The 18810-nt window shown below is 71.6% G+C and carries 15 protein-coding genes; 9 read left to right on the forward strand and 6 right to left on the reverse strand.

Features of this window, described 5'->3' with window-relative positions; all coding sequences use genetic code 11:
- Positions 1-17: 17 nt before the first annotated feature.
- Complete coding sequence (locus AC1RAA_RS23495; RefSeq protein ID WP_492732215.1) at positions 18-1487, reverse strand: YadA family autotransporter adhesin; 1470 nt, start codon at positions 1485-1487, stop codon at positions 18-20.
- Positions 1488-1653: 166 nt separating this feature from the next.
- On the opposite strand from AC1RAA_RS23495, the gene AC1RAA_RS23500 reads away from it, so the two are divergent.
- Positions 1654-2046 (forward strand): carboxymuconolactone decarboxylase family protein, encoded by a 393-nt coding sequence (locus AC1RAA_RS23500; protein ID WP_062481171.1) that lies wholly within the window; start codon positions 1654-1656, stop codon positions 2044-2046.
- Between the two features lie 6 nt (positions 2047-2052).
- Here AC1RAA_RS23500 and putA read toward each other — a convergent pair whose 3' ends face one another.
- The gene (putA, locus tag AC1RAA_RS23505) at positions 2053-5793 is read right to left on the reverse strand and encodes a trifunctional transcriptional regulator/proline dehydrogenase/L-glutamate gamma-semialdehyde dehydrogenase (protein ID WP_492732213.1); all 3741 of its coding nucleotides are present in this window, start codon (positions 5791-5793) and stop codon (positions 2053-2055) included.
- A gap of 159 nt (positions 5794-5952) precedes the next feature.
- Between putA and AC1RAA_RS23510 the strand changes: the two genes are divergently transcribed.
- From AC1RAA_RS23510 to AC1RAA_RS23520, 3 genes are read left to right on the forward strand one after another with little or no spacing between them, the layout of a single operon-like run.
- Positions 5953-6555, forward strand: coding sequence for a helix-turn-helix domain-containing protein (locus AC1RAA_RS23510; protein ID WP_492732211.1), 603 nt, complete (start codon positions 5953-5955; stop codon positions 6553-6555).
- A 2-nt stretch (positions 6556-6557) separates the two neighbouring features.
- Positions 6558-7088 carry a GNAT family N-acetyltransferase gene (locus AC1RAA_RS23515; protein WP_235944231.1) on the forward strand — a complete coding sequence of 177 codons (531 nt, stop codon included), beginning with the start codon at positions 6558-6560 and terminating at the stop codon, positions 7086-7088.
- A gap of 46 nt (positions 7089-7134) precedes the next feature.
- Entirely contained in the window at positions 7135-7518 is a 384-nt protein-coding gene (locus AC1RAA_RS23520) for a PaaI family thioesterase (RefSeq protein ID WP_095743667.1), read from the forward strand.
- Positions 7519-7521: 3 nt separating this feature from the next.
- On the opposite strand, the gene AC1RAA_RS23525 is transcribed toward AC1RAA_RS23520, so the two are convergent.
- Positions 7522-8496, reverse strand: a complete 975-nt coding sequence (locus tag AC1RAA_RS23525) for a DMT family transporter (protein WP_492732209.1) — start codon at positions 8494-8496, stop codon at positions 7522-7524.
- 142 nt (positions 8497-8638) lie between these two features.
- Here AC1RAA_RS23525 and AC1RAA_RS23530 point away from each other — a divergent pair, with 142 nt between their 5' ends.
- The 4 genes from AC1RAA_RS23530 to AC1RAA_RS23545 all read left to right on the forward strand — a co-directional run bounded on the left by AC1RAA_RS23530 (position 8639) and on the right by AC1RAA_RS23545 (position 16382).
- Positions 8639-9517, forward strand: a complete 879-nt coding sequence (locus AC1RAA_RS23530; RefSeq protein WP_492732207.1) for a LysR family transcriptional regulator — start codon at positions 8639-8641, stop codon at positions 9515-9517.
- An 81-nt stretch (positions 9518-9598) separates the two neighbouring features.
- Complete coding sequence (locus tag AC1RAA_RS23535) at positions 9599-14386, forward strand: CapA family protein (protein WP_492732205.1); 4788 nt, start codon at positions 9599-9601, stop codon at positions 14384-14386.
- Positions 14383-15333 carry an alpha/beta hydrolase family protein gene (locus tag AC1RAA_RS23540; RefSeq protein WP_492686252.1) on the forward strand — a complete coding sequence of 317 codons (951 nt, stop codon included), beginning with the start codon at positions 14383-14385 and terminating at the stop codon, positions 15331-15333. The genes AC1RAA_RS23535 and AC1RAA_RS23540 overlap by 4 nt, the downstream gene beginning before the upstream one ends.
- On the forward strand, positions 15330-16382 hold the full coding sequence (locus tag AC1RAA_RS23545; RefSeq protein WP_492732203.1) for an aldose epimerase family protein: 1053 nt from the start codon (positions 15330-15332) through the stop codon (positions 16380-16382). Before AC1RAA_RS23540 ends, AC1RAA_RS23545 begins: the two co-directional genes overlap by 4 nt.
- 7 nt (positions 16383-16389) lie before the next feature.
- Here the strand turns inward: AC1RAA_RS23545 and AC1RAA_RS23550 are convergent, their stop codons facing one another.
- Positions 16390-16635, reverse strand: coding sequence for a DUF2798 domain-containing protein (locus AC1RAA_RS23550; protein WP_487848034.1), 246 nt, complete (start codon positions 16633-16635; stop codon positions 16390-16392).
- Positions 16632-16757, reverse strand: coding sequence for a hypothetical protein (locus AC1RAA_RS23555; protein ID WP_492732201.1), 126 nt, complete (start codon positions 16755-16757; stop codon positions 16632-16634). Before AC1RAA_RS23555 ends, AC1RAA_RS23550 begins: the two co-directional genes overlap by 4 nt.
- A 124-nt stretch (positions 16758-16881) precedes the next feature.
- Here AC1RAA_RS23555 and AC1RAA_RS23560 point away from each other — a divergent pair, with 124 nt between their 5' ends.
- Positions 16882-17787, forward strand: coding sequence for a LysR family transcriptional regulator (locus AC1RAA_RS23560; protein ID WP_307583164.1), 906 nt, complete (start codon positions 16882-16884; stop codon positions 17785-17787).
- On the opposite strand, the gene AC1RAA_RS23565 is transcribed toward AC1RAA_RS23560, so the two are convergent.
- On the reverse strand, positions 17784-18728 hold the full coding sequence (locus tag AC1RAA_RS23565; protein WP_492732199.1) for an SMP-30/gluconolactonase/LRE family protein: 945 nt from the start codon (positions 18726-18728) through the stop codon (positions 17784-17786). The genes AC1RAA_RS23560 and AC1RAA_RS23565 overlap by 4 nt on opposite strands.
- Positions 18729-18810: the final 82 nt, after the last annotated feature.

Raw genomic sequence — 18810 nt, forward strand, 5'->3', positions numbered from 1 at the left:
TCTGGGGTTCATGCGGCTCACCACTGGTAGCCCGCGCCGGCCGAGACGCCGACCTTGCCGCGCGAGTTGGCCGAGCCGGTGAACTTCATCACCCACTTGCCGTTGTCCGAGATGCTCGAGAAGCCGACCGCGAGAGCGCTCTGCCCCTCGTAGCCGGCGATGCCGGCCGCGATCATGTTCTTGCCCGGCATGTAGGCCTGCGGCATGCCGGCCATGGCCATCGCACCGGCGGTGCCGGCGTTGGCGTCGCGCTGGTTCACGCGGATGGCGTCGCGCCACTGCGCACTCTGTGCGTTCAGCTGGTTGACGTTCACGGCGTCGGTGCCGGCCACGCCGGGCGCCACGTTGGACACGGTGGTGCCGTTGGGCGCCTGTCCGTTGCCCAGCACGATCTGGTTGTGGTTCACGCTGCCGTCCACGTTGGTCACGTAGTTGACCGCGCCGGCCTGCACGGCCTGCAGCTGGCGCACGTTGACCGCGTCGGTCGCCTGCGTGCCGCCCGCCACGTTGGTGATCTGCCGCTCGCCGCCCGCGCTGCCGACCGAGACCGCGCCCTGCGTGGAGCCCACGACGACGTTCGAGAAGCGCTCTTGCTGGCCGTTCATGCCCGCGCGGTCGGCGGTGGCGCCGGCGCCCAGCGCCACGCCGTTGATGGCGCTCGCCGTCGCGCCCGTGCCGATGGCGACGGCCGAGGCGGCCGAGGCCGTGCTCTGGCGGCCCACGGCCACGGCCGATTCGGCGCCCGCGGTGGCGCGGTCGCCCACGGCCACGGCGCTGTCGGCCAGCGCCTGCGTGTTCGCGCCCAGCGCGGCGGCGTTGATGCCGTCGGCGATCGCCTTGTCGCCGGCTGCCAGGCTGCTCTTCTTGCGCGCCTGCGTGTTGGCGCCGAGCGCGGTCGAATTGATGTCGCTCGCGGTGGCGCGGTCGCCCGCCGCCAGGCTGCTGGTAGCCACCGCGGTGGTGTTGGCGCCGATGGCCGTGGCGTTGGTGCCGAAGGCCTGGGCCACGTTGCCCACGGCCGTGCTGCTGACGCCCGCGGCCACGGTGGTGGAGCCGATGGCGGTGGCGTAGGTTTCGGTGGCGCGCGCGTCGGAGCCCGCCGCCACGCTGCCGAAGCCGGTGGCCTTGGCGGCCGTGCCGCCGAGCAGCAGCGCGTCGCCGCCGAGGTTGCCGCTCACCATGCCTTGCAAGGCCGCGGCATCGGGGCCGCCGTTTACGGGGTCGGTCGGCACGCCGGTGATGAGCGCGAAGCCGCCGCTGCCGTTGGGCACCTGGCAGGCCCACGTGGGACCGGCGCCGCCCGAACTGCAGACCGCGCCCGAGCCGGTGGTGTAGCTGGTGCCGCCCAGGCTCACATCGGCCCAGGCCGACGGGCCGGCGAGGCCGGCGGCCAGTGCGAGCACGGCGCCCGCGATGCCTCTGGTTTTCTTCTTGCAGACGAATGCGGCGCGCGCACCGCCCCCCACGTGCTGTGTGACGTGTTCCATGGTTCTCTCTTCTCCCTGAGATGGCGCCTGATGGCGCGCTTGATGTGTGACGCTTCGACTGTATGAACCGCAGGGCGCGTGAACCTAGGACCTAATTCACAATAAATGTGAAGGTACCGAAAGCAAATGTTGCTTTCCATCCCGCATTCACACTTCAGGAGATCGCATGAAACCCCAGCCCATCGAGCACGCCGCCGCTTCCGACGAGGTCCGCGCGGTGTTCGACGACATCAAGGCCTCGCGCAACGTGCCCGACGTCAACAATTTCTGGAAGTACCTGGCCAACGACCCGGCCACGCTGAAGCGCACCTGGGCCAGCCTCAAGGAGGTGATGGCGCCGGGCGCGCTCGACCCGGTGGTCAAGGAAATGATCTATCTCGCGGTGAGCGTCACCAACAACTGCGGCTACTGCATCGCGAGCCACCACGCGGGCGCGGAAAAGGCCGGCATGACGCCGGCCATGTTCGCCGAGTTGATGGCCGTGGTGGGCATGGCGAACGAGACGAACCGGCTGGTGAACGGCTACCGCGTGCCGATCGACCCGGCGTTCGACAAATAAGCCTGCTCAACCGATCGTCATCAGGCTCGCATTGCCGCCGGCCGCGGCCGTGTTGACGCTGAGCGCGCGCTCCAGCACCAGGCTTTCGAGCGGGATGCCCGTATCGCCGGGCGCGAAGCCGCGCACGCCGACGATGGGGCCGGGCCGCGCCGCCACCTGCTGCAGCACGCTGGCAAGGTGGCCGGCGTCGCCGTGGTGCAGCACGGCATCGAAGACCACGGTGGGCGCGCGCCAGTCGTTGGCGAGCACGACCGCGTGGCGCGCCTCGTCGGGCAGCGCGGCCAGCAGCGCGTGCGCGCCGGGCGCATCGGCGGGCCAGATGGCGGTGCTGCCGACCGACAGCACGGCCGCCAGCTGCACGAGCCGGTCGGCCTGCGCATCGGCGAGGCACAGCACGGCCTCGCGCGGCTGCAGCGTGTAGACGTTGCGCTCGCCGGTCGGGCCGGCCAGCGTGCGTGCGCGGCCGACGTGGACCAGACCGGCGAAGCGGCGGCACTGCGCGGCCAGCGCGTCGCGGCCCGTGTCGCGCGCCCAGCCTTCGAGCGCCGCGAGGCCGCTGGCAGGTGCAACGGGGCGGTCTTCGGCCACGGCGCGCGCCAGCACGTCGTCGGGCCGCGCCGACAGCAGGCGCGCCATGTACAGCGGCCCGCCGGCCTTCGGCCCGGTGCCCGACAGCCCTTCGCCGCCGAAGGGCTGCACGCCCACCACGGCGCCGACCATGTTGCGGTTCACGTAGACATTGCCGGCCTGCGCCTGTGCCACCACCTGCGCAATGGTCTCGTCGATGCGCGTGTGCACGCCCAGCGTGAGGCCGTAGCCGCTGCCGTTGATCTGGCCGATGAGCGCGCCCAGGTCGCGGCGGCGGTAGCGCAGCAGGTGCAGCACGGGGCCGAACACCTCGCGCTGCAGCTCACCCAGGTGTTCCAGCTCGACCAGCGTGGGCAGCACGAAGGTGCCGTGGCGCGTGTCGTGGCCGAACTCGCGGCCCTGGCGGAACACGCGCCGGCCGCGCCCGCGCATGCCGGCGATGTGGCGCTCGATGCCGTCGCGCGCCTCATCGTCGATGACCGGGCCCACGTCCACCGCGAGCCGCGCGGGGTTGCCGATGCAGCTCTCGGCCATCGCGCCCTGCAGCATCGCCACGAGGCGGTCGGCCGCTTCTTCCTGCACGCACAGCACGCGCAGCGCCGAGCAACGCTGGCCGGCGCTGTCGAAGGCCGAGGCCATCACGTCGGCCACCACCTGCTCCACGAGCGCGGACGAGTCCACGATCATCGCGTTCTGCCCGCCGGTCTCGGCGATCAGCGGCACCGGCGCGCCGTGCGCGCCGAGGCGCGCAGCCAGCGTCTTCTGCAGCAGGCGCGCGACCTCGGTCGAACCCGTGAACATCACGCCCTGCACGCGCGCGTCGCCGACCAGCGCGGCGCCGACGGTCTCGCCGCGCCCCGGCAGCAGCTGCACCGCCGCGCGCGGCACGCCGGCCTCCCACAGCACACGCACCGCCTCGGCCGCGACCAGCGGCGTCTGCTCGGCCGGCTTGGCCAACACGGGGTTGCCCGCCGCGAGCGCCGCGGCCACCTGGCCGGTGAAGATCGCCAGCGGAAAATTCCACGGGCTGATGCACACCACCGGCCCGAGCGGGCGGTGCGTGGCGTTGGCGAAGTCGGTGCGCGCCTGCGCCGCGTAGTAGCGCAGGAAGTCGACCGCCTCGCGCACCTCGGCGATGGCGTTGGCGCCGCTCTTGCCGGCCTCGCGCATCAACAGGCCGAGCAGGCGCGGCTGCTGCGCTTCGAGCGATGCGGCGGCACGCTCGAGCGCGGCGGCGCGTTCGGCGGGTGGCGTGGCGGCCCACGCGGCGGCGATGGCTTCGGCCTGGGCAATGGCCGAGGCCACATCGCCCGGCACCGCGTCCTGCACCTGCCCGACGAGGTCGCGGCGGTCGGCCGGGTTGCGCACGTCGGCCCAGGTGCGACCGGCCTCGTCTTCGGCGCGTGGCGCAGCGAGCATCGGCGTGGCGCGCCACGGCTCGGTCGCGCTGGCGCGCAGCGTGGCCGCGAGCGCATGCAACGTGTCTTCGCTCGCGAGGTCGAGGCCTTGCGAGTTCGCACGCTGCGTGCCGTAAAGAGCGGCCGGCAGCGGAATGGCCGCATGCGGCAGGCCCATCGCGCTTTCCTGCGCAGCCATGCGCTCGACGGTCGCGACCGGGTCTTCCACCAGCGTGTCGAGCGGAATCGATGCATCGGCGATGCGGTTCACGAACGAGGTGTTGGCGCCGTTCTCCAGCAGCCGCCGCACCAGGTAGGCCAGCAGCGTCTCGTGCGTGCCCACCGGCGCGTAGATGCGGCAGGGCCGCCCGAGCGGGCCCACCACCTGCTCGTACAGCGGCTCGCCCATGCCGTGCAGGCACTGGAATTCGTACTGCCCCGGCGTGTAGCGCGACGGGTCGGCCATCGTGTAGATCGCGGCCAGCGTGTGGGCGTTGTGCGTCGCGAACTGCGGGTACACCGCGTCGGGCGCATCGAGCAGGCGGCGCGCGCACGCGAGGTACGACACATCGGTGTAGGCCTTGCGCGTGTAGACCGGGTAGCCCGCGAGCCCGTCGAGCTGCGCGCGCTTGATCTCGCTGTCCCAGTAGGCGCCTTTCACGAGCCGGACCATGAGCCGGTGGCCGCTGCGGCGCGCGAGGTCGATCACCCAGTCGATCACGAAGGGGCAGCGCTTCTGGTAGCCCTGCACCACGAAGCCGATGCCTTGCCAGCCCGCCAGCGCGGGCTCGAAGCACAGGCGCTCCAGCAGGTCGAGCGAGAGCTCGAGCCGGTCGGCTTCTTCGGCGTCGATGTTCAGGCCGATGTCGTAGTGCAGCGCCAGCAGCGCCAGGTCGCGCAGCACCGGGTACAGCTCGGCCATCACGCGCGTGTACTGCGCACGGCTGTAGCGCGGGTGCAGCGCCGACAGCTTGATCGAGATGCCCGGCCCGCCGTACACGCCGCGCCCGTTCGAGGCGCGGCCGATGGCGTGGATCGCGTCTTCGTACGCGGCGCGGTAGCGGCGCGCGTCGTCGGCCGTGAGCGCGGCCTCGCCGAGCATGTCGTACGAATAGCGAAAGCCCTGCGCCTCGAGCGTGCGCGCGTGCGCCAGCGCCTGCGCGATGGTTTCGCCGGTGACGAACTGCTCGCCCATCATGCGCATCGCCATGTCCACGCCCTTGCGGATCAGCGGCTCGCCGCCCTTGCCGATCAGCCGCGTGAGCGTGGCCGACAGGCCCGTCTCGCTGTGCGTGGCCACCAGCCTGCCCGTGAGCAGCAGGCCCCAGGTGGCGGCGTTGACGAACACCGACGGGCTGTGCCCCGCGTGCGCCTGCCACTGGCCCTGGGCGATCTTGTCGCGGATGAGCGCGTCGCGCGTGTCGGCGTCGGGAATGCGCAGCAGCGCCTCGGCCAGGCACATCAGCGCGACGCCTTCCTGCGACGACAGCGCGTACTCCTGCAGCAGGCCCTGCACGAGGCCCGAGCGGCCGCCGCCATTTTTGCGCTGGCGCAGCTGGTGGGCGATGCGATGGGCGAGGGCGTGGGCTTCGGCGGCCTGGTCGGCCGGCAGCCGGGCCTGTGTGAGCAGCGGTGCCAGCGCTTCCGATTCGGTCGGCCGGCAGGCGGCCGTGATGCGGGCGCGCAGCGCGGACGGCGCGGCGGGGCCGTCGGCGAAGGTGGCGAAGGTCGAGGGCAGGGGGGCGGGATCGTTGGCGCTCATGGTGCGTCGGTGGTGGTGATGTGTTGGATGATTTCAGCGATCGGCATGAATATTTCTCCAAAGAACAGTCACTTCGACGAGCAAGTCTCTGCGGCCAAGACGAGCCGCTTCGACCCCGGGGTTGACTGAATTTCTATTTTATTGGACATTTAATCCAATATGAAAGAAGAATCAGCTTCGCCCCCCAGCCTCAACGACCGCATCGCCCAGCGTGTGCGCGCCCTGCGCGCCGCGCGCGATCTCTCGCTCGACGCCCTGGCCACGCACTGCGGCGTCAGCCGCTCCATGATCTCTCTGATCGAGCGCGGCGAGAGCAGCCCGACGGCCGTGCTGCTCGAAAAACTCGCGACCGGCCTGGGCGTGCCGCTGGCCTCGCTGTTCGAGTCCGACGCGCCGGCCGCCAGCCCGGTGTCGCGCCGCGCCGACCAGCTCGAATGGCGCGATCCGCATTCGGGCTACCTGCGTCGCAACGTCTCGGCCGGCGGCGATGCCTCGCCGATCCAGATCGTCGAGGTGCTGTTTCCGTCCGGCGCGCGCGTGGCCTACGAAACCGGCGCGCGCGAGCCGCGCATCCACCAGCAGGTGTGGGTGCTCGAAGGCTGCATCGAACTCGCGGTCGGCGACCAGCAGCACCGGCTCGAAGCGGGCGACTGCCTCGCGCTCGTGCTCGACCGGCCGACGAGCTACTTCAACCCCACTGACGAGACGGCGCGCTACGCGGTCGTCATCACCAGCGCGCCTTCTCACGCCAACCGGAAATGACCATGACTGCTGCCACCACCCCGCGCCTGCGCGCCCTTTCTTCCGTCACCGAGGCCGAGCTGAACGCGCTGGCCGACGTGCTCATCGACTGCGTCGAGGGCGGCGCCTCGGTGAGCTTCATGCAGCCGCTCACGCCCGAGCGCGCGCGGGCCTTCTGGCGCCACGTGGCCGACGGCGTGGCGCGCGGTGAGCGCGAGCTGCTCGTGGCCGAGGACGACGCAGGCATCGTCGGCACCGTGCAGCTGGTGCTGGCGCAGCCCGAGAACCAGCCGCACCGCGGCGAGGTCGCGAAGATGCTGGTGCACCGCCGCGCACGCCGCCACGGCCTCGGCGCGCTGCTGATGAAGGGCGCCGAACAGCGCGCGCGCGACCACGGCAAGACCCTGCTGGTGCTCGACACCTCCAGCCCCGAGGCCGAGCGGCTGTACACCCGCTGCGGCTGGCTGCGCGTGGGCACCATCCCCGGCTACGCGCTGCTGCCCGACGGCACGCCGTGCGGCACCACCTACTTCTATCGCGCGCTCGGCGACTGACGGCCGTGCGGTCTACAGTCGGCCGGTCCGTTCATTTCCCGTCGCCATGAAACACCCCTTCGCCGAACTGATCGACCTGCACTGCGAGCAAGCCACCGCCGGCGCCAGCACCATGACGCTGGTCGTCGCGCCGCAGCACCTGAACCCGCACGAGGTGGTGCACGGCGCCGTGCTGTATGCGCTGGCCGACACGGGCATGGGCACGGCGCTGTACCCCACGCTCGAGGCGGGCGAGATCTGCGCCACCATCGAGATCAAGATGAACTACTTCAAACCCGTGTTCGAAGGCCAGGTCGTCTGCAGGACCACGCTGCTCAACCGCGGGCGCACCGTCGCCAACCTGGAGTCGCGGCTGTACGTGGGCGAGGTGCTCGTGGGGATGGCGAACGGCAACTACGCGATCTTCCGGCGCAGCCGCGCCGAGGGCTGATGTTCATGGCGTGACGCCGCAGGTGCGCTGGCCTGGCGCCGGCATGCGGACCGGCGCCACCGGCGTCGCCGCCCGCTTCGCTGCTGCCACATGCAGCAGCAGCGCCACCACCACCATCGCCACGCCGACGATCTCGTGCGTCGCGGGCGGCTTGCCCAGCGCCACGCCCATCAGCAACGCCGACACCGGCACGAAGTTCAGGAAGGCCGTGCCCGTGACCGCGCCGAGCGCGCGCACGCCGTGGTTGAAAGCCAGCACCGCGAGCGCCGACGGCACCAGCCCCACGTACAGCAGCACCTGCCACGACAGGCGCAGCCCCTGCGCGTCGGGCGCGGGCGAGGCGCCCAGCGCGGTCATGCCCACCGCCACGGCCAGCAGCAGCGGCCACGAGGCCAGCACCGTGAGCGCGGTGTAGTCCACCGTGTCCAGCGTCGGGAAGCGCGCCGCACCGCGCGTGTAGACGACCCAGCCCAGCGTGCCGACGAAGGCGATGGCATCGCCGAGCAGCGTGTCGTGCGACAGGCCTGCGCCACCGGGCGACAGCAGCCCGGCCACCGTCGCCACGCCGGCCAGCGCCAGCGCGGCGGTCAGCAAGGTAGTGCGCGTCGGGCGCACGCCGTCGAGCCACCAGCGCAGCAGCTGCGTGGTGATCGGCGTGGTGGCGATCAGCACCGCGCCGTGCGAGGGCACCGAGTGCGAGAGCCCGACGAACAGCAGGATGCTGAACACGCCGAAGCCCGCAAAGCCGTGCAGCGCCAGCGGCACCGCATGCTGCCGCAGCTTGTGCCAGCCGCCGCTGCCGCGCAGGCCGAGCAGCGCGGCGAACACCAGCGCCGACAGGGTGTAGCGGATGAGCGTGAGCCACACCGGCGCCACGTGCTGCAGCACGCCCTTGCCGACGAGGAACAGGCTGCCCCAGCTGGCGGTGGCGAAGAGCAGGGCCGCGATGCCCGGCAGGCGTGAGGGAGGGGAGGACACGGGAAAACCTTTCAAGGAAACAGGGGAGTGCGTGGCCTGAAGGATGGGGACGGGCCGCCGCGAAGGCCATTCGTTTCTTTGGACAGGGGCTTCCGAAAAAGCGAACGGACGACTGCGTCGCACGCGCTCACAATCCGCGGTCATGGAGCTGTACCAACTGAAGACCTTCGTTGCCATCGCGAAGGAGGGCAACCTGACCCGCGCCGCCGAACGCGTGTTCACCAGCGCCCCGGCCGCCAGCGCGCAGCTCAAGGCGCTGGAAGACGAACTCGGCGTGCGCCTGTTCGAGCGCACGCCGCGCGGCATGTCGCCCACCGCGGCCGGCCAGCGCCTGCTCGAAGAGGCCGAGCGCACGCTGGCCTCGGCGATGCGCATGCAGTCGGCCGCCGACCAGCTGCGCGGCGCGGCGCAGGGCGTGGTGCGCTTCGGCACGGTGGTCGATCCGGTGGCGCTGCGACTGGGCAGCGTGCTGGTCACGCTGGCGCAGCAGCATCCGCAGGTCACGCTGCAGCTCAAGCAGGGGCTGTCGTACGAAACCCTGGCGGCCGTGCAGCGCGGCGAACTCGACTGCGCCTATGTGCTCAGCGATGCCGAGCGGCTCGAAGGCTTCGAGCTGCGCCGCCTGGGCGTGGTCGACCTGGCCGTGGGCCTGCCGCTGGCGGTGGCGCAGGCGCACCCGGATCTCACGCTCGAACAGCTCACCGACCTGACCTGGGTCGGCACGCCGCCCTCGTGCATCCTGCGCGCGCACCTCGAGAAGCTGTTCGCCTCGGCCGGGCGCGACTACCGCCAGGGCGTCACCGCCGACGGCGAGAGCGCCATCCGCAGCATGGTCGCCAGCGGCATGGGCGCGGGCCTGATGCGGCTGGACCAGGCCGAGCAGGGCGAGCGCCAGGGTGAGCTCGTGGTCTGGAACGGTTGGCGCTCACACACCTGGCTGTGCTGGGTCGCGCCGGCCGGCGGCCAGCGATCGGCGGCGGTCGAGGCCGTGCGCGGCGCGGTGTTCGACGCCTGGGCGTGACCCGGGCCTGATCCGGGTCTGACGCCGCCCCGGATTTCCGCAGTGGCAGGCCGCGCCCTGGCCTGTCATCATTCGCGGCGCATGACTCACCAAGCTCCCGTCCCCCTCGTCGATCTGTTGAACCGCGCCAGGCAGGCCCTGGCCACCCCGGACGGGGCGCTGCCCCCGGCCCCGCCCGCCACCGACGAGGCCGGCTGCGTGGTGTTCCTCGCGATGGGCGAGGGCGAAAGCCGCGCCCGCGTGGTCATGGGCCGCGGCCCCGACACCGAAGCCGCGTGGCAGGCCGCGGCCGAGGCGCTGGCCGTGAAGGCCCAGCGCGCCGAGCGGCCCGCGCAGCGGCTGCGCGCGGAGATCGTCGAGCGCGCCACGCCCATGACCTGGGGCGAACTGAAGGCGCGGCTGGCGCAGACCAAACGCAACTACTTCAACGAAGGCATCGCGCTCGACGCGCGCTTCGAGACCGCGCTGCTCGCGCAGGAGATGCACGGCAGCGCCGTGCTCTACAACGGCACGGTCGACCACGCGGAGCCCAACAACGGCAACCTGCGCACGCACACCAAGCGCCGCTTCGGCGACGAGCGCGACTTTCCCGCCGACGACGCCGCGCCCGTGTGGTGCTTCACCACGCGCGCCGTGTACGTCGATGCCGAGGGCGCCTGGCCGCTCACGGCCGAAGGACAGGCCGCGGGCTTTCGCACGCTCACCGACTGGAACGCGGCGCAGGTGCGCGCGCTGGTCGATTCGGCGAGCGACTACCTGGCCGAGCAGGTCAAGCCCACGGGCGAGTTCCACTACGGCTGGTTCCCCTGCTTCGACCGCGCGATTCCCACCTACAACACGCTGCGCCACGCCAGCTCCACCTACGCCATGCTCGAAGGCTGGGAGCTCACGCGCAGCGACGTGCAGAAGGCCGCCATCGACCGCGCGCTGGCCTTCCTGAGCCAGCGCCTCATCCGCCGCGCCACGCTGGCCGACGGCACGCAGGCCGCGTTCCTGGTCGACATCGGCAACGAGATCAAGCTCGGCGGCAACGCCGTGTGCCTGCTGGCGCTGGTGAAGTACACCGAGCTCACCGGCGATGCGCAGTACCAGCCGCTGATGGAGCAACTCGCGCTGGGCATCCGCTCCATGCAGGACGCGCAGACCGGCCGCTTCGTGCACGTGCTCAACCACCCGGGGCTCGACGTGAAGGAGCCCTACCGCATCATCTACTACGACGGCGAGGCGGCCTTCGGGCTGATGCGGCTGTACGGCCTCACGCGCGACGCGCGCTGGCTCGCGGTGGTCGAGAAAGCCTTCGAGCACTTCATTGCCGCGGGCCACTGGCGCGCGCACGACCACTGGCTGAGCTACTGCGTCAACGAGCTCACGCGCTTCAAGCCCGAGACGCGCTACTACCAGTTCGGCCTGCAGAACATGGCGGGCCACCTGGACTTCGTGCTGGAGCGCATCACCACCTTCCCCACGCTGCTCGAGTTGATGATGGCCGCGCGCGAGATGGTGCTGCGGCTCGAAGCCGACCCTGCCCTGCGCCCGCTGCTCGCGGGGCTTGATCGCCACAAGTTCGACCGCGCGCTGGAGCACCGCGCGCGCTACCTCGCCAACGGCCACTTCTGGCCCGAGCTGGCGATGTTCTTCCGCCATCCCGACCGCATCGCGGGCTCGTTCTTCATCAAGCACCACAGCTTCCGCGTGCGCATCGACGACGTGGAGCACTACCTGTCGGGCTACGTGGCCTACCACCGGCTGCTCGAAGCGCGCGAGGCGCAGCAGCAGAGCGCGCAGCTCACGCTGGCCACGGCCGAGCCCACCGCGCCGCGCGGTGCCGAGGGCATCGTGCTGTGGGGCGGCGACGTCAACCTGGGCCGGCGCCAGCACTACCGCATGCACGACCTCGGCGGCCCGGCCCGCATGCTGGGCGACATCCCCGCGCTGCGCGAGGCCGACCTGCGCATCGTCAACCTCGAATGCGTGGTCGCCACCACGGGCGAGCAGGGCGTCGAGAAGGACGAGGGCGGCCCCTACTACTACCGCGCGCGGCCCGAGATGCTCGCGGTGCTGACCGAGGCCGGCATCGACATGGTCGCCACGGCCAACAACCACAGCGGCGACTACGGCCCCGAGGCGCTGCTGGAGCAGCACGGGCTGCTCAACGCCGCCGCCATCGCCTTCGCCGGTACGGGGCCTGATCTCGACTCGGCGCTGCGCCCCGCCTTCCGGCAAGCCGGTGGGCTGCGCGTCGCGCTGTTCTCGCTCGACGCCACGCAGCCGCGCTTCGCCGCCACCGCGCAGCGCCCCGGCGCGGCCTGGCTGTCGCTCGACGACCCGGCGGCATGGCGCGCCACGCTTGCGCCGCGCATCGCCGCCGCGCGCCATGAAGCCGACGTGGTGCTGGTGGCCGTGCACTGGGGCGAGAACCTGGAGACCGCGCCCTCGCGCGCCGAGATCGCCGTCGGCCATGCCATCGTCGAAGCCGGCGCCGACGCGGTGCTCGGCACCTCGGCCCACGTGCTGCAGGGCATCGAGGTCTACCAGGGCCGGCCGATCCTGCACGACGCGGGCGACCTGCTGTTCGACGCCATCCGCAACGACCTCGCGGACTCCGGCGTGTTCTCGCTGCGCCTGGGACCGCACGGCGTGGAAGAGGTGGTGTTCACGCCGGTGGGCGTGGGCTTCGCTTTCTCGCAGCAGCTCGCGGGTGAGGCGGCCGAAGCCGCCAGCGCGCGCTTCGCTGAACTGTGCCGCGCGCTCGGCACCGAGATGACGGCGCGGCCCGACGGGCGTTGCGCGCTGCAGCTGTCGCCGCCCGAACGCACCGCGCCGGCCGGGCGCCCGCCGCTGGCGCCGCTGTCGGCGTCGCGCCCGCCCGCGCTGGTCGGCCCCGTGCTCGCGGCCCGGCCCGAGTGGTCGGTCGATGCCGTGCCCGAGGACGCCAGGATTCGCCCGCTGCAGTTCGGCCCGCTGCGCCTCGTGGGCATCCGCCTCGCGCCGACGCAGATCATCGGGCGGCGCCTGCTGTGGGTCGAGTCGTTCTGGACCGCCGATGCGCCCGTGAGCGCCGACCTGCGCGTGCAGTTCCGCGCGCTGCCGATGCGCAGCACCACCATGCCGGCCTGGGGCGAGGCCATGGACCACGACCCCTGCGACTGGATGTGGCCCACCAGCCGCTGGACGCCGGGGCGCATCTACCGTGACCGCTACGGCCTGCGCGCGCCGCGCCTGGGCCTGCTCGAGAACGACGCGCTGCAGATCGAGGTGCGCGTGCGCGGCAGCATGCCCGACCTGCCGGGCGCGCGCCGGCTGCCCGTGTGGTGCGGGCTGCGCGTGCCGAAGTTTCCGACGCCACTGCCCGAGCGCCCCGTGCCCGTGCTCGCGGCGCTGCGCCCCGGTGCCCCGCCGCAGCCGTCGCCCGTGTGGACCGCCGACGAGCTGCAGCGCGTGGTCGGCGGGCACTGGCTGGTGCCGCCGCCGCCGGGCTGGTTCGTGAACGCGGTGGTGCGCGGACCGACGCACATGGCGCGGCTGCCGAAGCCGGCGCTGTTCATCGCGTCCGACTACCGCACGCTCGCCAAGCACGAGAACTACAGCAAGCCGCGCGCCGACAACCCCGACCGCCATGAAGACGTGCCCGTGCTGCAGCACGCGCTCGCGGGCGCCGTGGTCGCGCACCCGGTGGACGGGCTCGACCCGTCGTTCCCGCTGCTGCAGGTGGAGGACCCGATCCGCGCCATGATCGACCTGGGCGTGGCCGCGCGTGCGCGCTTCAAGGGCCGTGTGGTGGGCGTGACCGGCACGGTCGGCAAGTCGTCCACCATCGCCATGCTGCGCGACCTGCTGCCCGAGGCGGCGCGCGTGCACACCACCATCGACAACTACAACTCGCGCGTGGGCGTGCCGGCGATGCTGGCCAACCTCGCGGCCGATGCCGACGTGTGCGTGCTCGAGATGGCGCAGAGCGCGCTGTGGATGGACCGCGGCCCGATCTCGCTCGTGGCGCGCCCGCACGTGGCCATCCTCACCGAGATCGGCCTGTCGCAGACCCGCCAGACCGCCACGCTCGAGCAGACGGCCGAGTTCAAGTCGCGCATCTTCCTGGGCCTGGAGCCCGGCGGCGTGGCCATCGTGCCCGACCACATCCCCTGCCTGATGCAGGTGGTGCGGGCGGCCGCGCGCACGGCGGGCGCCATCTGGGTGGTGGGCAGCAGCCCCGACGCCAACATCCGCATCGTCGACACCCGGCCCGAGCCCGATGGCGGTTGCCGCGTGCGCATCGCGCTGCCGGGGCGCACGGTGGAGTACCTGTTTCCGATCGCGAGCGCCGGGCTGGTGCGCAATTCGGCGCTGGCCTTTGCGGCGCTGCTGGCGCTGGGCTTCGACGCCGAGGCCGCGTGCGCGCGCATGCCTTTCGTGCGCCTGCCGGCCTCGGTGATGCAGCTGCGCCCGCTGCGCACGCAGGGCGGCGTGCAGGCCACGCTCATCGACGACAGCTGGAACGCCGAGGTCATGTCGATGCGCAACGCGATGGAGTTCGTGCGCACCTGCCAGCATGCGGCGCACGGGCCGGTGACGCGCAAGATCGGCGTGCTCGGGCGCATCATCAACCTCGACAAGGAAGCCGAAGCGATGCACCGCAGCCTCGCCGCGCCGCTGCTGGCCTCGGGCATCCAGCACCTCGTGACGCACGGCGCCGAGATGCGCTGGCTGCGCGAGGAGGTGCCGGCCGAGCTGCTCGGCCCGCACTTCGAAGACGCCGCGCAGCTCACCGGCTACCTCGGCGAATTCCTGCGCGACGGCGACCTGGTGCTGGTGAAGGGCGACCGCCAGCAGTCGGACTTCGGCCTCATCTCCGAACTGCTGCAGAAGCTATGAGCCCCCGCGCGCGCCTGGCCTGTGTGCTCCTTGCCCTCGTGCAGACGGCCTGCGCGCAGCGTGCCGATGCGCCGAAGGCCGCAGCGCCGCGCGAGCCCGCAGCCTCCGCGTCGGCCGAGGGCGCACTGCTGCACTGGAACCAGCCCGCCGTGCGCGCCAACTGCCCCGACCGCCCGGGCTTTCTCTGGGTGCAGGCGGTCGAGGGGCCGTCGTGCATCCGCTACTTCGCCAGCCGCGACATCGACGACGCGCGCATCGCCATCGTGCAGTTCTCGGGCGACCGCGACAGCGTGATGAACCTGTCGCCCACGCGCATTCCCGGCAACACCGAACCGCTGCGCACGCTCGACGCGCAGGCCGCGAGCGACCGCGCGGGCATGCCGTGGATCTTCATGGCGCGCCCCGGCACCTACGGCTCGTCGGGCGACCACCGCCAGCGGCGCGAGGCGGTGGAGTTCCATGCGCTCGATGCGGCGCTCGAAGCGCTGATGCAGCGCCACCGGCTGCAGCGCGTGGTGCTCTTCGGCCACAGCGGCGGCGCCACGGCCGGCGCCGCGCTGCTCACGCTCGGGCGCACGCGCGTGGCCTGCGCGGTGCTCACGTCAGGCGCCTTCGACCTGCTGGAGCGCGCGCGGCTGCTCGGCCGCTCGAAGAATGGGCGCACCGACACCACGGGCAGCGCGCAGGTCTACGACCCGCTGGACCATGTGGCCGGCATCCCGCGCGACCCGCAGCGGCGCATCGTGCTCATCGGCAACCCCGGCGACCGCAACACGCCGTTCGCGCTGCAGCAGCGCTTTGCCGACGCGGTGGGCAAGGCGGGCCATCGCGTCGAGGTGATGACGCACGACGCCGAGCCACCGACCTTCCACGACCTGAAAGACCGCATCGGCCTGCGCACCGCATCGCAGTGCGCGCGCGAGGCGCTGCAGTCGCAAGCCCGATGATCGAACCCCTCACTTCGCGCCCCTTCGGCGCCATGCCCGACGGCCGGCCCGTCACTGAATACACGCTCGACAACGGCCACGGCCTGCGCCTGAGCGCCATCAACCTCGGCGGCATCGTCACCGCGCTGCACGTGCCCGACCGGCAGGGGCGCAGCGCGAACGTGGTGCTGGGTTTGCCGTCGCTGGCCGACTACCTGAAGCCGCACCCGCACTTCGGCACCATCGTCGGCCGCTACGCGAACCGCATCGCGGCGGGCCGCTTCACGCTCGATGGCACCGCTCACCAGCTGGGCCTGAACGACGGCGTGAACACGCTGCATGGCGGCGCCACGGGCTTCGGCAAACGGTACTGGGAGATCGTGCCGGTGCCTCATGAACTCGCGCTCGAGCTGCGCTACACCAGCGCCGACGGCGAAGAGGGCTACCCCGGCGAGGTGCAGCTGACGGTGCGCTACACCTTGAGTGCCACCGCCAACACCTGGCGCATCGACTACCGCGCCACCACCGACCGGCCCACGGTGCTCAACCTGAGCCACCACGACTACTTCAACCTCGCCGGCAGCGGCTCGGTGATGGACCATGTGCTGACGCTGCCCGCGAGCCGCTACTGCCCGGTCGATGCCACGCTCATCCCGCTCGGGCTGGGCGAGGTGGCCGGCACGCCTTTCGATTTCCGCACGCCGACGCGCATCGGCGCGCGCATCCGCGACGGGCACGAGCAGCTGCTGCGCGCGCATGGCTACGACCACAACTGGGTGCTCGATCGCAGCGGCACGGGCCTGGCGTTTGCGGCGCGCCTTGCCCACGAGGCCTCGGGCCGCGTGATGGACGTGCACACCACCGAGCCCGGCGTGCAGTTCTATTCGGGCAACTTCCTCGATGGCAGCCTGCTTGGCAGCGCGGGCGCGAGCCTGCGCCAGGGCGACGGCCTGTGCCTGGAGACGCAGCACTTTCCCGATGCGCCGAACCGGCCGGCGTTTGCGTCGACCGTGCTGCGCCCCGGCGAGGTGTTCGCCAGCACGACCGAGCACCGCTTCGGCATCGGCTGACCACGGATCAGCGGGTCGGGCTCTGCACCGTCGCCGCGACGATCCGGCGCACCACCGGCAGCACCACGAGCAGCGAGGGAAACGCGGCCAGCCACGACACGCCCCATGCGGCCATCCACATCTGGAACAGGCCCGAGGCCAGCCCCACGCTCTTGAGCGTGGAGATGCCCGCCACGATGCACGACATGAAGATCGACAGCAGGAAGGGCATGGCGATGCCCGCATAGCGGGCCGGCAGTTTTCGGGTGGTCATGATTGGGCAAGCTCCTGGATGTCGTTGTTGTTCAATGTGCGCGGACGAGGTTGCAGCCCCTCTGCGCCGGTGGCGCCGTCGGTGCCGACCACCCGCACGGTGGGTCTGTGTCGTTGTTTCATGGAATGATTCCTTCGTTTTTTGGCAATGCGGCCTGCGACCGCGAGGCCTCGAAGATACGAACGGCAGGCGCCATCGGGAATCCACGCGCGCCGCCATAGACCTTCATCCAGACCGAGAGAATCCATGGACCAGATTCAGGACATCCGGGCCTTCGTGGCCATCGTCGACCACGGCAGCCAGAGCGCGGCGGCACGGCAACTGGGGCGCTCGGTGCAGTCGATCAGCCGCTCGCTGAGCGTGCTCGAGCGCAGCCTGGGCGTGCAGCTCCTTCGCCGCACGACGCGGCAGTCGTCGGTCACCGAAGTGGGGCTGGCCTACCACCGGCGCGTGCGGGCTGCGCTGGCGGAGTTCGATGCGGCGGCCGTCGAGGCCAGCAGCCAGCTCGACTCGCCGCGGGGCTTGCTGCGCGTGGCCGCGCCGGTGCAGTTCGCGCCGGCCTTCGTGGTGCCGCTGATCGGCGCGTTCATGCAGCGCTACCCGGACATGGAGGTCGAACTCACGGCCTCCGACCGTTTCGTGGACCTGATCGAAGGCGAGCTGGACCTGGCCATCCGCATCGGCGAGCTGCCCGATTCCGAACTGGCGGCCAAGCCGCTCGGCGAGCTGCGGCTGGTGGTGTTCGGCTCGCCGGCGTACTTCGCGCGGCACGGGCGGCCACAGCGGCCCGAAGACCTGGCCGACCACCAGTGCGTGGTGCGCACCACGCACGGCAGCGACGCGCACTGGCCCTTCACGGTCGACGGCACGCTGCAGCGCGTCAAGGTGACGGGGCGCTTCCGGGCCGACAACACGGCCGCGATCTATGCGGCCGTGCTGAGCGGGCTGGGCCTGTTCTTCACGCCGCTGTGGCAGATCCGCGACCTGCTCGACAGCGGGCAGGCCGAACTGGTGCTGACCGAGTTCGAGTCGCCGAGGATTCCGGTCCACGCGGTGTGGCCCTCGTCCCGTGGCAGCTTCGCGCGGGCCCGGCTGTTCGCCGATTTCGCGGCGGCGCACCTGCCGTCGCTGCAGCCGCGCGAGGGCGCCTAGCCGGCGAACAGCGCCGCCGGCACGCCCGGGCTGTCGATGCGCACCGAGAAGAGCCCACCGGCCAGCGGCTCGCTCTTCAGCTGTTCTTCGGTGCGGCTGTTGCGCGCCGTCGTGATGTAGAGCGTCTGCAGGTCCGCGCCGCCGAAGGCGCAGTCGGTCACGTTGCTCGCGGGCAGCGCGATGCGGCACAGCTCGGCAGCGCTCACCGGGTCGTGGCAGGTGACGCAGGCGCCGTCCCAGTGCGCGATCCACAGGCGGCCGGCCGCGTCGGTGGTCATGCCGTCGGGCAGGCCGTCGCCCTTCGGGAAGCGGTGCCACACGCGCTTGTTCGACACCGCGCCGGCGTCCATGTCGAAGTCGTAGGCGTACATCGTGTTGATCGCCGTGTTGTTGAAGTACATGGTGCGGCCGTCGCCCGACCACGTCGGCCCGTTGGTCACCTCGAAGCCGTCGTCGTGCCGGGTGCATCGGCCCTCGGCGTCGAAGCGGTAGAGCGCGCCGGTGGGCGCCTTGCAGTCGAAGTCCATGCTGCCGGCCCAGAAGCGGCCGCGGCTGTCGCACTTGCCGTCGTTGAAGCGGTTGCCGGTGCGCTCGGGCTCGGGCTGGTGCAGGTAGCGCGGCTTGGCGGTGTCGCCGGGCGCGGTGGTGTCGAACAGCGCGAAGCCGCGGCGCAGCGTGAGGAACAGGCCCGGCGCCGACGCGCGCTCGGCGATGGCGGTGATCTCTTCGTCGAAGTGCCAGGTGCGCTGCGCGCCCGTGGCCGGGTCGTAGCGGAACAGGCGGGGCTGCAGGATGTCGATCCAGTACAGCGCCTGCTCGCGCACCGACCACAGCGTGCCTTCGCCGAGGTCGGCGGCGGCCGGCCAGAGGCATTCGGGGGTGCCGAGCACGCGGGGCGCTGCGAGCGGCGAAGAAGGGGTGCTTGTCTCTTGCATGTTCATTTGTTCTTTCTGTAGGTCATGTCGCCTTGACGCGGCGGATCGTATCAAGGCATATTGATAATAGAAATTTAAAATAACTGCA

Source organism: Variovorax sp. GW823-FHT04F07, assembly GCF_058795995.1.

Coding starts and splice junctions, on each gene's coding strand:
- putA (WP_492732213.1), bottom strand. CDS start 5,793: ATGAGCGCCAACGATCCCGCCCCCCTGCCCTCGACCTTCGCCACCTTC.
- AC1RAA_RS23520 (WP_095743667.1), top strand. CDS start 7,135: ATGAAACACCCCTTCGCCGAACTGATCGACCTGCACTGCGAGCAAGCC.
- AC1RAA_RS23545 (WP_492732203.1), top strand. CDS start 15,330: ATGATCGAACCCCTCACTTCGCGCCCCTTCGGCGCCATGCCCGACGGC.
- AC1RAA_RS23515 (WP_235944231.1), top strand. CDS start 6,558: ATGACTGCTGCCACCACCCCGCGCCTGCGCGCCCTTTCTTCCGTCACC.
- AC1RAA_RS23500 (WP_062481171.1), top strand. CDS start 1,654: ATGAAACCCCAGCCCATCGAGCACGCCGCCGCTTCCGACGAGGTCCGC.
- AC1RAA_RS23565 (WP_492732199.1), bottom strand. CDS start 18,728: ATGAACATGCAAGAGACAAGCACCCCTTCTTCGCCGCTCGCAGCGCCC.
- AC1RAA_RS23495 (WP_492732215.1), bottom strand. CDS start 1,487: ATGGAACACGTCACACAGCACGTGGGGGGCGGTGCGCGCGCCGCATTC.
- AC1RAA_RS23550 (WP_487848034.1), bottom strand. CDS start 16,635: ATGACCACCCGAAAACTGCCGGCCCGCTATGCGGGCATCGCCATGCCC.
- AC1RAA_RS23535 (WP_492732205.1), top strand. CDS start 9,599: ATGACTCACCAAGCTCCCGTCCCCCTCGTCGATCTGTTGAACCGCGCC.
- AC1RAA_RS23530 (WP_492732207.1), top strand. CDS start 8,639: ATGGAGCTGTACCAACTGAAGACCTTCGTTGCCATCGCGAAGGAGGGC.
- AC1RAA_RS23560 (WP_307583164.1), top strand. CDS start 16,882: ATGGACCAGATTCAGGACATCCGGGCCTTCGTGGCCATCGTCGACCAC.
- AC1RAA_RS23510 (WP_492732211.1), top strand. CDS start 5,953: ATGAAAGAAGAATCAGCTTCGCCCCCCAGCCTCAACGACCGCATCGCC.
- AC1RAA_RS23540 (WP_492686252.1), top strand. CDS start 14,383: ATGAGCCCCCGCGCGCGCCTGGCCTGTGTGCTCCTTGCCCTCGTGCAG.
- AC1RAA_RS23555 (WP_492732201.1), bottom strand. CDS start 16,757: ATGAAACAACGACACAGACCCACCGTGCGGGTGGTCGGCACCGACGGC.